This is a genomic window from Commensalibacter communis (genome assembly GCF_947179015.1).
In the GTDB taxonomy this organism is placed as follows: Bacteria; Pseudomonadota; Alphaproteobacteria; order Acetobacterales; family Acetobacteraceae; genus Commensalibacter; species Commensalibacter communis.
On sequence record NZ_CAMXCM010000001.1, the window covers coordinates 518356 to 534797 of the forward strand.

Genomic DNA, 16442 nt, shown 5'->3' on the forward strand with positions numbered 1-16442 from the left:
TAGCTGTTGTCGAGTTTGATAGGTGAGTTGCATGGGCATTATGTTTTATGAGTATCAGGACGGTGTTGAGCATCACGTTTATCATATGCCTTCACAATTCGACCGACCAACGGATGCCTGACCACATCTTGTGCTTGAAAACGCATAATTTCAATCCCTTGAATACCTTCAAGTGTTTCAACGGCGTCTTTTAATCCAGATTTGATATTAGAGGGTAGATCTATTTGACTGATATCCCCAGTAATAACCATTCTGGATCCTGGGCCTAGACGTGTTAAAAACATCTTCATTTGAGCGGTGGTCGTATTTTGAGCCTCATCTAAGATAACATAAGCATGTTCAAGTGTGCGCCCTCTCATAAATGCAAGAGGGGCGACTTCGATTTCACCATTGGTTAACCGTTTAATGACTTGATCGCCTGGCATCATTGCATGTAACGCATCATATAAAGGGCGTAGATAAGGGTCAATTTTATCCTTCATATCCCCAGGTAAAAAGCCCAATCGTTCGCCAGCTTCCACAGCAGGGCGAGATAAAATAATACGATCAACTTGACCGGACAGCAACATTGAAACAGCCTGTGCAACAGCAAGGAAAGTTTTCCCTGTGCCAGCAGGACCTATTCCAAAAACCATTTCATGTTTTAATAACAGCTTTAAATATTCAGCTTGCCCCGCCGTTCGTGCAGAAATAGTTCCTCGGCGTGTCGTAATTGTGGGTGCATTGCTGGGAATTGCTTCATTTTGCTCATTAGGATTTTTTTGAGCATAAGCATTTGTTTCTAACAGCCCGTCTTGCGTCATACGAATAATGGTATTCACGACGGTCGAATTGATATCTTTTTGATGGTAAATATGGTTATAAAGATTGCTCAAAACAGCTTTGGCAAGCTCGGCACTCTGTATGTTGCCTTCTATAACAATATGATTTCCTCTGCAGCCAAGCTTGATCTGCAGCTCTTTTTCAATTTGTACTAGGTAACGATCATGCTCACCAATCAAATGAGCTAGAACCAAGTTATCACTAAACTGCAATGTTGTTTTTAGCGTGGATGCGTCTAATAATTCTTCTGAAACGATAAGGGGGCGATTATCAGTTTGTTTACTCAATGGGATGTGCTTTCTTTAACAAGAGAACCTGATAGAGAGAAAGTAAGGCATTCATCTATTTCTACCATACATTCTTGACCAATCAAACTATCATTTCCTTGGGCATGAACGGCTTGTAAATAAGGAGACTTACCAGCTATTTGCCCTTCCTTACGGCCTTTATGAGTAAAGAGAATGGGAATCTTGCGTCCAACTGTGTCTTTGTTGAACTGAGTTTGTTGATCTTTTAATACGGCTTGTAACTCTTGCAAACGTGCATCTTTTTCGGGTTCTGCGATTTGATTCATTGAAACCGCAGCTGAAGTACCTGGGCGAGGAGAATATTTAAAAGAGAAAGCCTGTGCAAACGTAATGTCCTGAACCAGTTTCATGGTTGCTTTGAAATCTTCGTTCGTTTCACCTGGATGGCCTATGATAAAATCAGAGGATAAAGCAATATCTGGTCTGGCTTTTTTGAGTTTCTCAATAATAGCATAATATTCACTAACCGTATGACCACGATTCATTGACTTTAAAATACGATCTGATCCTGATTGAACGGGCAGGTGTAAAAACGGCATTAAAGTAGGCAAGTCACGATGGGCTGCAATTAAAGAATCACTCATATCGTTTGGATGTGACGTTGTGTAACGAATACGCAGTAATCCAGGAATGGTTGATAATTTTTCAGCAAGTTTAACCAAATCCCAAATATTCCCATCGGGACCTTGACCATGATAAGCATTTACATTTTGACCAAGTAGTGAAATCTCTTTGACGCCAAGGCTGCATAAATGGGTTGCTTCATCAACAATTGCTTGTACTGGGCGGCTTTCTTCTGCACCTCTTGTGTAAGGAACAACGCAGAAAGAGCAAAATTTATCACACCCTTCTTGGATGGTTAAAAATGCTGTATATCCTTGTGATTCATCAGGTGCAGGCAAGAAATCAAATTTGCTTTCTGTTGGGAAATCGGTCTCAATTACATTACCTGATTTGCGAGCGACGTCTAATATCATCTTAGGAAGACGGTGATAGGTTTGTGGACCAAAGACAATATCAACATAAGGCGCACGCTTTAAAATAATTTCACCTTCTGCTTGTGCAACACAACCTGCCACCGCAATTAATGTTGGGTTACCTTGGTCTTCACGATATTCTTTGATCTGTCTTAATCTTCCCAATTCAGAGAAAACTTTTTCGGTTGCTTTGTCACGGATATGGCACGTGTTTAAGATCAAAACATCGGCTTTTTCAGCTTCATCAGTAACTTTATAGCCCAAAGGGCGAAGAAGATCGACCATACGGTTACTATCATACACATTCATTTGGCATCCCCATGTAATGACATGTAGATAACGTTGTTGTATTGTCTGTGTAGAGTGAGCAATATGAGTAAAACTGGTATCAACCATTCGGTAAGCAACCTATTATAAATAAAAAAGACAGCAAGGTTCTTTTTTAACAAGAAAAAATAAACCAAGCTATCTTTTTATAAAAATAAAGGCGTCGAGACAAGTATTTTATAAACGTTTAACCGTTAGGTTGGAGGAGAAAATATCTCCATCAAAACGAATAGCACCCTGTAAACTCTGAGAAAGTGTTTCAAAGTGTTTTTTGAACATTGTCGCTAGTTCTTCCGCTTGTTTGTGGTAGGCTTGCGGATCAGCCCAACAAAGTGCTGGATTTAAAAGTTCACTTGGGATTCCATCAACTTTTGTCGGGATTTGTAATCCGAAATGCTTCTCTGTTTCAAAAGGCACATCTTTTAACGAGTGATTCAATGCCATATGTAATAATTGGCGGGTATGGGGCAAAGAAAAACGCTTTCCGATACCATAGGGACCACCACTCCAACCTGTATTAATTAACCAGCATTGAATATTAGGATTTTCTTCCAAACGTTTCATCAAAAGAGCACCATAAATATCCGCAGGTCTGGGCAGGAACGGTGCGCCAAAACAGGTACTAAAGGTTGCCTTTGGTTCTTTCCCCAATCCGCTTTCTGTGCCAGCAATACGTGCTGTATATCCCATTAAGAAATGAAAGATTGCTTGTGCATTGGTCAGTTTTGAAATCGGAGGTAACACACCAAACGCGTCTGCAGTTAACATTACGATATTTAGAGGCAGACCACCTTTACCAGATGTTGAAGCATTGGGGATAAAATCAACTGGATAGCAAGAACGTGTATTCTCTGTAAGAGAATTATTATCAAAATCAGGTGAAGCATCAGGGTTTAAAATAACATTTTCTAAAACTGATCCAAACCGTAATGACGCATTCCAGATTTCAGGTTCTGTTTTTTTATTCAAATTGATGACTTTGGCATAACATCCGCCTTCAATATTAAAGACACCAGTTTTTGACCAACCATGTTCGTCATCACCAATTAAAACACGTTCTGGATCAGAGGAAAGAGTGGTTTTTCCAGTACCAGAAAGACCAAAGAAAATAGCGACATCCCCATCTTTACCAATATTGGCAGAGCAATGCATAGGCAGGATATTTTCAGCAGGAAGTTGCCAATTCATCGCAGAAAAAATAGATTTTTTAATTTCCCCAGCATATTGGGTTCCGCAAATAACGATTAACTTCTCTTTGAAAGATGTTGTAACAGCGGTCGGTCCATGGGTGCCACATCGACCAGCGTTTAAAAAGAGATGAGGGGCATGTAAAATTGTATAAGGTTTTTTACTGTTTTGTTTGATGGTTTCTTTTTCATCTTCACTTAAATCTTCAGGTCTGACAAACATATTTCTAGCAAAAAGCGCGTGCCAAGCACTGGTTGTAATTAATCGAATTGGAGTACAACAATCAAAATCACGTCCAGCATAAAGGTCTTGAATATATAAAGTTTGCCCTTGAAGATATCCACCAACTTCTGACAAAAGCTGTGCAAAGTGAGCAGTGGAGAGTTTGTGATTAATATCACCCCATTGGATTTGATCAGAAATATTAGCTTCATCGACAACGAATTTATCGCCTGCTGCACGCCCTGTGAAATGTCCTGTGTTTACAACAAAGGCACCTTCTTTGGATAAAGCCCCCTCTTTGTTGCGAATAGCATGCTCGACTAATGCTGCACGAGAAAGATTAATATATAAATTTGGTGCTTTTATTATTCCTGTGCCCTGTAGAAAACTTGCAATAGCATTATCTACTTGTTCATGGTCACCATGTGTATAGGAAAGGCTAAGCGTTGCTCCTGTAACATAAGGTTTTACAACATTATGAGGTAAGGAAGATGAGTGTGTCATAATTTTCAGAACCCTGAATTATTAAAGTATAGGTTCATCTTATTTAATAGAGTAAAATATCCAAAAGGCTATTCACAAAACCGCTAGTTCTTATCAACAGTCATTGAAATATTTTGCAATATTATGAAAGTTAAAAAAAATTAATAATTATTCAAATAAGTTATATTATTTTTTTTATATCTTCGTCAGATTTCCCTTGCCTTAAATAAGCAGTACCTGTCGCGATAATATCCCATGTTTTTTTGGATAACTGTTTTCTGTTTTTAAAATCTTCGGGATAAAGGGGCTGATGATAGATAATAGATGCCCTCATCTCAGACCATTTACAAAAATCCCATAAGTGGGGAGTAAGTTCCATATCTCCGTACCAAGAATATATTGGACGACGAAAGCGATTGACTGGTAACATCCCCAAACGATCATAAACCACCGAAATAGGTTGGATAATTGGAATAGGATAGGCAACATTTTTGGCAATTGGCTTTGCCAGTACAAAGAAGGATGACAAAAAAGGCGCAAGATGAGATCCCTCGGTTGAGGTGCCTTCTGGAAATAAAATTAAATTTCCACCTTCTTCTAATCTTTTTTCCATCGTTTGTTGTTCTTTGATTGTCGATTGACGTTGCCTACTGACGAATAAAACCCGTCCCAGTCGACATAATGTGCTAATGACTGGCCAAGAGCCAATTTCTTCTTTGGCGACAAAAGCTCCTGGTACTAGTCCTCCAATGGATGCAATATCCAGCCAAGAAGTATGATTGACGATATAAATAATAGGTCGTTTTTGTGAACTGGATTGATGTTTTTGTTCCGCAAGCTTTCCAAATATACGCAGATCGAGCCCTAATATTCTGGAAACGTTACGCCAGTAAAAGCGTGCAAAGTTAATTTTTGCAGAGCCAGGTAATTTGATAAATAAACTTTGAAAAGGCATACAAAGAATAGTCCATATTAAGACAATGCCAATCTTTTTTGCTGCTCTAATTCTTTGATAAATACTAGAAAATTTAGACAGAAAATGAGGGTATGTAATAGGTAGTTGATGAATATCGTGTTGTATAAAATGTTTTTTTTGGTTAGAAGAACGCAAAGGAGAGTTATTCACTTGTGATGAGATTGGTTTGCAAGATATTTTTTGTAAATTTTGTTTGAAAAAGGATAAGTATTTCAAGGTATGACAGCTGCTTATTACAAAGGTTTTGAAAATTGGGTAAAATGTTCTACTAACAATTGTCGGCATTCTATAAGAAGTTAAAAAGAACTACAAGGATATGTCTTATAATACGTTTTAAAAATGTTGTATATATATCACGACATCTTTATAGTGCAAATATTTTAAAAATTGTACATGTTTTTCATAATGTTGTACGGTGAAATGTTTTATATAAAAGATAGGGTAGTTTTTCATAACATATCATTAGATTAATTTTTATCTTTTGTTATCAATATTAAATTTAAAATGCTGTGATTGTATCAATAAGATAGAGGAAATAAAGTTTGTTGTTCACCGAACTGCAATTAAGTTACTTTCGTATATTTAAAAAGATGAAGCCTTCTAAAATGGCCTTTGGCTTATGTTGGGGCGTGATCACAGGCACTTGCACATCTATATACGTAGCTATGGCAGCCGATCCTCAGACTTACAGAGTGGAAATCAGACCAACAGGTAACAAAGATATCGATGCCACATTATCTGATGTTTCAAGCCTTGTATCTTTAAAAAAAACCAAAGCTGTTGGGGCGTTTGCTTTGGCTGGGCGAGTCAAAGGGGATTACGATCGGTTACAAACTGCAATGGATAGTTTTGGATATTATAACGCTAAAATTAACATTAAACTTGGTGCGGGCAAGACCTTAATAAGTAATGATGATAGCAAGAAAAAAAATAAAACAGAAGCAGATATACATCAAGTTACTCAATTAGCCAACGCAATGGATGGAAGCAATCCGGATCTACCTAACTTTATTGCAAATATACCTGATAAAACAGAGGCGGTTATTGTTGTTGATATTGATAAAGGGGATCAATATCATCTTGGTAAAATAGAGTTGGTTGAAAATAAACCTTCAACACAGCCTGTAAAAGATCCCACGTCACCGAATGCTAAGCCTAAAATAGTGTCCGAACCTGTAACATTAACAGCAGATCAACAAAAAGCCTTTAATCTAAAACCTGGGCAAGTTGCAGTATCAGCGGATGTCGTGGCTGCAAAAGGGCGTTTATTAACATCCCTGCGGGAAGATGGTCATGCATTGGCAAAGATCAGTGATCCAGTAGCCTATTTGCGCCCAGATACGAAAACATTAGATATCGTATATCAAGTCAATCCAGGTCCAATAGTCGATTTAGGAAATATTGACTTTAGAGGGTTAAAAAAAGTTAATGAGGATTTTGTTCGTAAACGTCTGTTATTACGTGATGGTCAATTATATCAACCATCGAAAATAGAATCCGCGCGGCAGGATTTAGCTTCTTTAGGTGTTTTTTCCAGTATTGATGCCACTGCGGCAACCAAACTTGACGTGAATGGCAAACTACCATTGGTTCTGACCTTCAAAGAATCTAAAAGAAGATCGGTCAGCTTTGAAGCAGGGTATTCAACAGATTTAGGGGGACGTTTAGGCGTGCGTTGGTCGCATCGTAATCTGTTTGGAAATGCAGAAAAGCTTAATGTTGCTGCTTTGGCTACTGGGTTAGGCGGTACGGCTCAAAGGGGACTGGGATATGATATATATGCTGATTTTACAAAACCGGACTTTCGACGTAGAGATCAAGATTTTAATGCTCGTATCGAAGCAGTAAAGCAGAGATTATACTCCTACGATCAGACAGCACTCTTAGTTAAAGGAGGGCTAAACCGAAAAATTAATAAACGGTGGAGAGCATCTGTTTATTTAGGGGCAATCCAAGAGCGCATCATTCAGCAACACATTAAAAATGATTATACAATGATTAATGTGCCATTAGCAGTCCGATATGACAGCACAGATTTGGACAGTCCGATGATGTCGCCAACACATGGAATGAAAGGGTCTGTTTCTGTAACACCAACCACATCATTTGGGGATGGTACGATTTTCTTTGCGGCTTTAGAAGGTAGCGCTTCGACTTATTTAGACCTTGCAAAAATTGGCTTAACAGATCCAGGAGATAGCGTGTTTGCGTTCAGAGGAACGGTGGGTAGTATTCAAGGCGCATCACGAATGAATCTGCCACCAGATCAACGTATGTATGCTGGGGGAACGTCGACCGTCAGAGGATTTCGCTTTCAAGGGGTAGGGCCTCAATTCCCTGGGACAAAATATGCGGTTGGGGGGAAAGCGATGGATGCTGGAACGGTCGAGTTTCGACAAAAAATTACAGAATCTATCGGCGCACAGGCATTTGTTGATGCCGGGCAAGTCAGTAAAACAAGTATGCCGTTTCAAGGAGATTTAAGAGTAGGTGTGGGTGCTGGCGGAAAATATTACACTCCTTTGGGACCCATTCGTTTAGATGTCGCCGTGCCGATGAACCGTCCATCCAGAGGGGATAAATTCGAAGTGTACATCAGTTTAGGCGAGACATTTTAATGGCAACCGAGGATACAAAAATGACAGAAGCACAATCTACATGGCGACAAACGCATCCTATTGGATGGCGTATTCTCTTAGGATTCTCAATTTTTATCACAACGATCATTGTTTTCTTTTGTGCTTTGTTTATTTTTCTGAATACGCAATTTGGAAAAAATTATGTGTTGACCCAGATTGAAAAGCGCACACACGGTCAAGTTCAAATTGAAAATATTTCAAGCTTTTTCTCTCGCCAGTTAACGATTGCAGATGTTAAATTAAAAGATCCAAATGGTGGCGTATGGCTTAATGTGAAGCAAGTCAAGATGGATTGGTCACCGTGGGAAAGCTTTCGTAACAGTAAAATTATTATCAATTCTCTAATTATTAAAGAACTCGATTTAAATTCATTCCCATCAAAACGCGCCGTCATAGATTTATCCAAAGATAAACGGAAACCGATCAACCTTACGTATATGGTAGACCTCCGTGATTTACAAATTCAACAACTGCTTATCTCTAAAAATATTTCGCCAATTGAGATGCGTTTGGCGATTGAGGGGAAGGTTCTTATTCGCGATCTTTCCAAGATGGTTGATACGGAAACATTAAAAGCAGTGATGAAGGCCAAACCAAAACTGCATCTTTTGGCGTCTAAAAGGCTACCTGATTTTAAATTTAACGGAAAAGTCAGCGGTAATTTGATGGGTGAAGACGGGAAAAGTGCTTCTACGCCTTTACATTTTTCTGTCATGTTCCCTCCAGGGGCAGACACAAATAGCAAAGATAAAGCAGAAATTTACCTCGATTTAGGCAGTGGTGATTGATGAAACTGACAACAGAAAAAACGACTCAAAATCAGGAAGTGCCAAAGAAAAAATGGCGTCAGCGTCACCGTATTCTTTGGGGGTTAGGATGGTTATTTGGTGGCATCATCGGTTTGATTATCGTTGTTATTGCAGGTGCGTTTATTTTTGTGAATACGCAAAAAGGACAAAATTATCTGGCCAATAAAATTGGGGATTTAACAAATCACACAGTTATCGTTGATGGATTAACAGGCTCTTTCCCTAATCATCTACGCGTTGCTACAATCAAGTTAAAAGATCCAAAGACTGGCGTATGGTTATCGTTAAAACAAACAGAGCTTGACTGGTCTTTATTGGCGTTATTAAGCAAAGAGATTCATGTTGATCGACTATATGCCAAGGAGATCAATGTTTATAATTTACCTTCACCAACAGAACCAGAGGCAGGTTCAGAGAGTAGCTCTAGCTCTTTGCCAAATATGGCGATAGCAGCGAATATTAATGATATTCAAGTCGATAAATTATATGTTTCTGACAAAGTTGCACCGATTGATCTTTCAGTGGGGATCAAGGGTAAAGTCGCGATTAAAAACGTGTTAAAAGTTGTTTCCGTTCAATCTATTAATGATTTATCCAATATTAATTTATCACTACATCTTTGGGAGTTAAATCAGGCAACGGATTTACAATTGTTGGCTGGTATTGGGGATAAAGAAGTTGAGAGTGCCTCTCTTAAAATCAATGTTAAAAAACAGTCTGATGGGTTGGTTGAACGTTTATTAAAAATGGATCAATTAACACCATTAGCTTTAAATGTCGCATTACAAGGTCCTTATAATCAACTCAAAACGCGCCTTAATTTATCAGCAGCTCAAACGAATTTAAATCTTAATGGCGATGTTGACCTTATAAACTCTAAAATGAATGTTACATTATCAGGACATTCACCTGAAATGACATTAAGCCCTACGATCGGTTGGGGAGGATGGGACTTAGACGCTAAATTACATGGTGCATTTCAGTCTCCAGCCGGCACAGGGAAATTTGAGATGACAAACTTAGCTGCAGGGGACGCAATGGTTAATAAGCTGTTGTTGCAATTTAAAGGAGAGGATTTAGCATCTCTAGGCGATCAAACAACGCAATTTAATCCTTGGATTCGTTTGAAGCTGGTTGCTGATGGCTTACGCATTCCAGGCAGCCAACCAAAATTATTGGCTGATAGTCCGCTCTCGTTAGAGGTGATTTATCATCCCAAAGAAAAAGACCAGCCTGTGGATTTACAGTTAGATCATCAGTTGATTAAAGCGGTAGGTCGTATTTTTGTAAAACCATCTTTGCATGGAAGTATGGATTTATTTGCTCCACAACTAGGTTCTTTGGCAAAAGCAGGAAATGTTGATTTAAAAGGCTCAGCGGTTTTAAATATGGCTTTTGCATTACCTGAAGATCCAAAAAATCCTATTCATGTCGATGTGGACGGACCGTTAATGATTACTGGCGGCCTTCCAATTGCAGTGCAAATGATTGGGTCTGAAGGTCATATTGGATTGCATGCACAAATGGTTCAAGGTCAAGATCAAAAAATAGAGTTAGACTCTCTGGTCGTAAAAGGGAAACAGATTGGTTTAAATGCTCAAGGATCATTAATTGGTGAACAAGTTAAAGGGTTGTTTAATCTAAGTGTCAACGAATTGTCAGCAGCAACCCCAATATTAAAAGGTAAAGCTAATGCTCAGGTAAATGTGGAGGGTTCGTTAAAAGATTTAGCCGCACAATTAAAATTAACAACTAACTTCACAACGGCTGCTAATAGTGGGTATGTGATTCGACCTAGCCAACTTGAATTGACAGCGAATGCACAACATTTACCTTCACAACCAACTGCGACCGTTGGGCTGACAGGAACGTTAGATCAAACGCCATTAAATATACAATTACAAGCAGGTCAATCTGAACAACAAAAGGCCTATTATTTGAAATTACAACAAATGGAGTGGCGTGGTATCAAAGCCGTGGCCGATGTTGTAATGTCTGAAAATAATATGTTGCCTGTAGGTAAAATTAAACTTGATATCGCGCGTTTGTCTGATTTTAGTCGTTTAATTAACCAAAAGATTGATGGTAATGTTCATCTAGATATTCATAGCTTGCCTGAAAATAAGTCCAAAGTCATGTTGGATTTGAACAGCCAACTTACGATGCCTCAGGCAAAAATAGGAAAATTATCATTATCGGGCTCTGTTGAAAATCCTATTCAAAAACCAGTTGTTAATTTAAAATTACAAGTCAATCAATTACAAGTCCCCAAAGTAGTTAGAGGTAATGCGAATATGACCGCTAATGGCGGGATGGAGAATTTAAAACTAGCACTGAATGGCAATTTTCCTGATTTAATGGACGCCAAAGGAAATATTGATACCGCACTTACGTTGAATTTATTAAAGAAAAAAGTTGATATTCAGAAATTTGCTGCATTGGTTAAAGGCGAGAATATTCGCTTACTGGCACCTGTACAAGCAGATTTTGGTGATAAGATAGCCATTAATCGCCTTAGAATGTCTTTAGCACCACCAAGTGCTGCTGCAGCAACGATTGATATTGCAGGAGAAATCAAGCCAAAATTGGCTGTAACAGCTTCTATTCAGAATATTACGCCAGCACTGGCAAAACCATTTGCGCCAGACTTAAAAGCTAAAGGCGTTATTAATGCGCAGGCAAAACTACAGGGTACTATTGAAAAACCACAAGGAACGATTCAAGTTAATGCGCATAATATGCAGCTATTAACAGGTGCAGCAGCCTCGTTGCCTCCTGCGCAATTAAATGCGCAGGCGAATTTGAATGGCAACTCAGCAAGGCTTGATACAAAGTTACAAGTAGGACAAAAAGTGAATGCCAGCGTCACAGGAACAGTGCCATTACAACCTAAAGGAAACGTGGCGTTACAATTAAATGGAAATATTGATTTATCTGTAGCCAATGCGATTGTTGGGGCATCAGGTCAGCAAGTGCTTGGATTGGTGAATATGGCGATGCAGGTGAATGGAAATGTGAATTCGCCTGTGATTACTGGGCATGTTGATTTAACAAATGGCAGTTTCCGTGATTATGCTCAAGGTGTCAGTATTCGCAATATGCAAGCCTCGATTGTTGGGCAAAGAGATTCGATTGTATTACAATCATTTTCAGCCAAAGCTGGGAACGGGACAATGGATGCGAATGGTCAAGTTGGTGTGTTTAAACCTGGCATGCCGATCAATTTGCATTTCGGTATGAAAAATGCGAAACCATTAGTTAGTGATTTACTGACAGCGATCTTAGATGGCGATATTAATATCAAAGGAATGGCTAAGACACGTATCGATGTTGATGGTGTTGTTAAGATTAAACGTGCCGACATTAATATTCCTCATTCTATGGCACGTTCTGTTGTCCCGTTAAAAGTTATTCGTCCAGGGGATAAAATAGAAGTGGCTCAACATGATTCTGCAGGGCCTGATATTGGTTTAAATCTTACGGTTAAATCTGCGGGGCAAATCTTGGTTCGTGGATTTGGCCTCTTTACCGATATGGCTGGGTCATTACATGTCGGTGGGACTGCCAATGCACCACAAATCTCTGGTGGTTTTGAAATGCAAAATGGTCATATTGATTTGGCGGGTATTTCTTTGGAATTTACCAAAGGAATTATTGGGTTTAAAGGCAGTAACGTTGATCACAAAATTGATCCATCGTTGGATTTTGAGGTTAAGAAATCAGTTGAAGGAAATACTGTTAGTCTGGCAATTACTGGTTACGCCAGCTCGCCTAAAATAGCGTTAACATCATCCCCACCATTATCTCAGGACCGTGTCTTGGCAATGTTATTATTCGGTGTTGATTCACAAAGTCTTTCAACGACACAAATGGCTGAAATTGGCGTAGCATTGGCAACTTTAGGTGGCGAGGGTAGTGGATTTGATCCACTAGGAACGGTTCGTAAAACGTTAGGGCTTGACCGTTTATCCGTTGGCGGAGGTAGTAGTGACGGGAAAGGATCTTCTACTGGAACCAGTGTCTCAGCAGGTAAATATATAATGAAAGGTGTTTATTTGGGTGCCAAACAATCAACGGGTACAGCTGGCACGCAAGCTGAAATGCAAATTGATATTACCAAACGCTTAAAAGCAACAGCAACTGTTGGAACTGGACAAGATAGAACAGGTTTCGTTACCCCTGATAATGATCCAGGAAGCAGTATTGGATTATTGTACAAATTTGATTATTAAGTTGTTTTCTGTTCATGCTCATTAGCCATCTCTTGTAAAAGAGAGGTGGCTTTTTTGACCACATCGCTCCATACTCTTGGGCGTGTTTGTCGAATAATTCGAGTTTTTGGATACCATGGGCTATATTCAGCCCCAGAAATCCAGCGCCAGCAATTATCATATCGATCTAATAAAATGGCATTAGCTCCTAATCCACCAGCCAAATGGATGACAGAAGTATCAACAGAAATCACCAAATCTAAATTCTTGATAATTCCGGCAGTGTCATCCATATCTTGCACCTCAGTCATAGGATTAAAGACAGAAATATCTTTTGACAAATCGTTTATTTCATGCGCATGGTGCCCCATTTGTAAACTGATAAAAGTGGCATTTTTTACAGATCGTAATAATGGGATTAGCTTAGTTAATTCAATTGAACGTTTATTATCCGTCATAACCGCATAGGCATCACTGGGATGAGGTGACCCACCCCAAACAAGACCCACTTTTAAATGTTTAGTATCAGGTAATTTTTTTTTCCAAAAATTTATTTTTTTTCGATCTGCTATTAAATAAGGTATAAATTTATGTTTGTTGGGATCAGCACTTAGGGCTCTGGGCAGGCTGATAAAAGGACAATGCCAATCAAAGAATGGTGCTTCTTCGCCACCAACCTTAACCATCGGTTTTCCTCTGATTCGCTCACAAAGCCCTTTCATTGTCTTCGCCACCCATAATTCGACAATTGCGCCGCGCTTGATAAGCTCTGGCACAAAACGCAAATACATCAAGGTATCTCCAAGTCCTTCTTCTTGAGTAATCAGAATTTTTTTCCCTTGGATATCTGTTGTATTTGTTAATGTAGGAAGCAATGTTTCACGTGGTAAACTTGTATGGTTAGGTGTGTCCAAACGGTATTCATGCTCTGCCCAACCCTGGTAATAATATTGTCCCTTCAACAAACATAATGAATAATTTACACGTATTGGTGCCCAAAGAGGGCTAAGTATGATTGCTTTGCGATAATATATCAAAGCCTGCTCTGTATCGTTTATTGCATTATAGTAAGAAGCAAGGTTAGCTAAAATAGTAACATTATCTTCGTTACGTTGTTCTAGATATTTATATATTTTCAAGGCTTGTGGATATTTTCCTGCTTCGAAAAGAATAGTGGCTAAAATATTAAGTAACCAATCTTGTTTTTTAGAGAATATTAAGCATTTTCTGATATATAAAATTGCTTTTGATGATTGTTTTGTATGTTGTAAAATATTGGCGTAGGCAATATACAAGAGCTCGTCCGCTGATTGAAGTTTAAAGGCTTCTTCGTATACTTTAAAAATCAGGCTATATAAATTATGACTCCCCAGATAAGGTTCAAGCTCACTGCAACTGTGCTGATAAGGGGTTTCCTTAAGTTGTTGCGCTAAACAAAGATGGTACGCAGCCTCTTTGGGTTGATTGCAACCTGCATAGGCGATCCCCAACAACGTCATAATAGGTTGGTTGAGTTTAAAATTCTTATATGGAAGTAGTAAAGCAAGGGCTTTTTCAAAATTTCCTTGATGTAAAAGGATATTTATAGGGTGTATTATATCCTCATCAGAAGGATTGGAAATTTTTGTCATAATTACGTCGATAAAGTTCAATAAAATAAATTGATATATAAAATAGGATCAATACTTTATTTATCAAAATTATTGTTGTTTTCCCAGTTTTTTAATTTACTGGTTTTACCAATGCCTGGATTGAAAATATTGCATGGATCAAGTTCTTGATAGAATTTTTTTAACGGTTCTTTTGCATGGTATAGATGACCAACATTATGTTCAGCAGGATATTCTGCACCTCTATGGTCTAAGATCTTCAACATTTTCTCCTCTAGGGAGACGATGTCGTGTCCTTTATAAATGACATAATCTTGGTGAAACACATGACAGAAAAAATGACCATAATAAAGTTTATGCATACATGTTTTATCAATTTCAGAAGGGAGCGTTTCTGTCCATTTCTTGTCATTACGACGTAAAGCAATATCAAGGGCTAAAATATCCTCTACCGTTTTATGGTGAATGGCACGATAACGAACGGCTGCCCCAGCAACAGCAAAACGCTGTAAAAATGCTTTTTTCCCTTCGTCAGGATTACATTCAAAAAAATTACCTTCTGGATGTGTTTGAAAGAATTTGCTTAGGTATCCTTTGATCGTTTCAATATCATTTTTTCCCACTTTTAAAAGGAGATGATGTTCATATGTTTTTGCATAATCATTCATACGGGTGGGTAGATGTTGAGGAAATAAAGAGCTTGCGAACTGCATAATTTTATCGCTGAAATGCAAAGGTAAAAAACCAACTTTTTTTGTTAAATAATCAAACCGATTTTTCAGTTTAAAAAGTAACGGAATATAATCTGTTCCAAAATAGTTAATAAATAAGAAAGTATCTTTTCCATAGACAGCAGCAATGTCATACGCTTTTTTATGAATATACTCTCCTGAAACAGGAACGATGCGTTGGGAAAGCAGATCATATCGTATTTGGGTTAAGTCATCAGGATTATTGGTGCCAATATAAAAAACTTGTGTTTCTTTTTCTTGTGGAAAAGTATCTAAACGTACTGCAAAAACAGCGAGCTTACCCGCACAACCCGAAGCTTCGTGTAAATGAGAGGAATCAGCATTATACCGTGCAGGGGTGGGGGAATCGACTTGGCAAACATGTTCTTTATAGTGATGGTCTGAACAATGCTTCTCAGTTTTTGGTAGGTTATGGCTATCAAAGAGATTATTGTCTAAATTTGTGAGGATCTCTTCGGGTGTATTTCCCAATTCAATTCCTAAATGATTAATAAGCTCTAAACGACCATCATGCGTATATTGAGCATAAAGAGCCATTTCAGTATAGGCTGGTCCGCGTTGTACTAACGCACCTCCAGAATTGTTGCAAATTCCACCAAGTACAGAAGCTCCAATACAAGAAGACCCAATAACTGAATGAGGTTCTCGATGATAGGGTTTTAATTTTTTTTCAAGTTCGTTTAATGTTGAGCCTGGAAAACAAATTACCTGTTCTGCATTATTCAGAAGAAATATTTTCTTCATATTCATCGTATTGATGATGACAATATCACGATCATAATTATTGCCATCAGGGCTTGACCCACCTGTCAATCCTGTATTGGCTGCTTGCATAATGACAATCACATTGGCTGTTACACATGCTTTTAAAATTTGCCATTGTTCAAGTAACGTCTGTGGCTGAACAACAGCAATAGCTCTGCCCGATCCGTATCGAAAGCCATTACAAAATAAACCCATTTTACTAGGATTGGTAATAATATTTCGTTGACTAACAATTGTTGTCAATTCAGATATAAGATGCTGTTGAGTATTAGATAAGTTAGTTTGTAATTTTCTTTTTAAAAACATGGCAGTAATTGTCTTAATAATCTATGAATTTCTTGTATTATAATCAT

9 protein-coding genes are annotated in these 16442 nt (G+C 38.4%); 3 read left to right on the top strand and 6 right to left on the bottom strand.

What is annotated here, in order from left to right; all coding sequences use genetic code 11:
• Positions 1-38 precede the first annotated feature (38 nt).
• The 4 genes from PQG54_RS02450 to PQG54_RS02465 all read right to left on the bottom strand — a co-directional run bounded on the left by PQG54_RS02450 (position 39) and on the right by PQG54_RS02465 (position 5282).
• Positions 39-1109, bottom strand: coding sequence for a PhoH family protein (locus tag PQG54_RS02450; protein WP_271789055.1), 1071 nt, complete (start codon positions 1107-1109; stop codon positions 39-41).
• The gene (miaB, locus tag PQG54_RS02455; RefSeq protein WP_271789054.1) at positions 1106-2503 is read right to left on the bottom strand and encodes a tRNA (N6-isopentenyl adenosine(37)-C2)-methylthiotransferase MiaB; all 1398 of its coding nucleotides are present in this window, start codon (positions 2501-2503) and stop codon (positions 1106-1108) included. The genes PQG54_RS02450 and miaB overlap by 4 nt, the downstream gene beginning before the upstream one ends.
• A gap of 108 nt (positions 2504-2611) precedes the next feature.
• Entirely contained in the window at positions 2612-4348 is a 1737-nt protein-coding gene (locus tag PQG54_RS02460; RefSeq protein ID WP_271789053.1) for a phosphoenolpyruvate carboxykinase (ATP), read from the bottom strand.
• A gap of 160 nt (positions 4349-4508) precedes the next feature.
• Positions 4509-5282: a lysophospholipid acyltransferase family protein gene (locus PQG54_RS02465; protein ID WP_271789052.1), complete on the bottom strand. Its 774-nt coding sequence runs from the start codon at positions 5280-5282 to the stop codon at positions 4509-4511.
• A 626-nt stretch (positions 5283-5908) separates the two neighbouring features.
• Between PQG54_RS02465 and PQG54_RS02470 the strand changes: the two genes are divergently transcribed.
• The 3 genes from PQG54_RS02470 to PQG54_RS02480 are packed head-to-tail and all read left to right on the top strand — an operon-like array spanning position 5909 to position 12983.
• Entirely contained in the window at positions 5909-7921 is a 2013-nt protein-coding gene (locus PQG54_RS02470; protein ID WP_271789051.1) for an autotransporter assembly complex protein TamA, read from the top strand.
• A 20-nt stretch (positions 7922-7941) separates the two neighbouring features.
• Complete coding sequence (locus tag PQG54_RS02475) at positions 7942-8730, top strand: AsmA family protein (RefSeq protein WP_271789050.1); 789 nt, start codon at positions 7942-7944, stop codon at positions 8728-8730.
• On the top strand, positions 8730-12983 hold the full coding sequence (locus PQG54_RS02480; RefSeq protein ID WP_271789049.1) for a translocation/assembly module TamB domain-containing protein: 4254 nt from the start codon (positions 8730-8732) through the stop codon (positions 12981-12983). Before PQG54_RS02475 ends, PQG54_RS02480 begins: the two co-directional genes overlap by 1 nt.
• On the opposite strand, the gene PQG54_RS02485 is transcribed toward PQG54_RS02480, so the two are convergent.
• Both PQG54_RS02485 and dld read right to left on the bottom strand, forming a co-directional pair.
• The gene (locus PQG54_RS02485) at positions 12980-14593 is read right to left on the bottom strand and encodes a tetratricopeptide repeat-containing glycosyltransferase family protein (protein WP_271789048.1); all 1614 of its coding nucleotides are present in this window, start codon (positions 14591-14593) and stop codon (positions 12980-12982) included. The two genes, PQG54_RS02480 and PQG54_RS02485, sit on opposite strands and share 4 nt — an antisense overlap.
• 56 nt (positions 14594-14649) lie before the next feature.
• The gene (gene dld, locus PQG54_RS02490; RefSeq protein ID WP_271789047.1) at positions 14650-16395 is read right to left on the bottom strand and encodes a D-lactate dehydrogenase; all 1746 of its coding nucleotides are present in this window, start codon (positions 16393-16395) and stop codon (positions 14650-14652) included.
• Between the last annotated feature and the right edge of the window lie 47 nt (positions 16396-16442).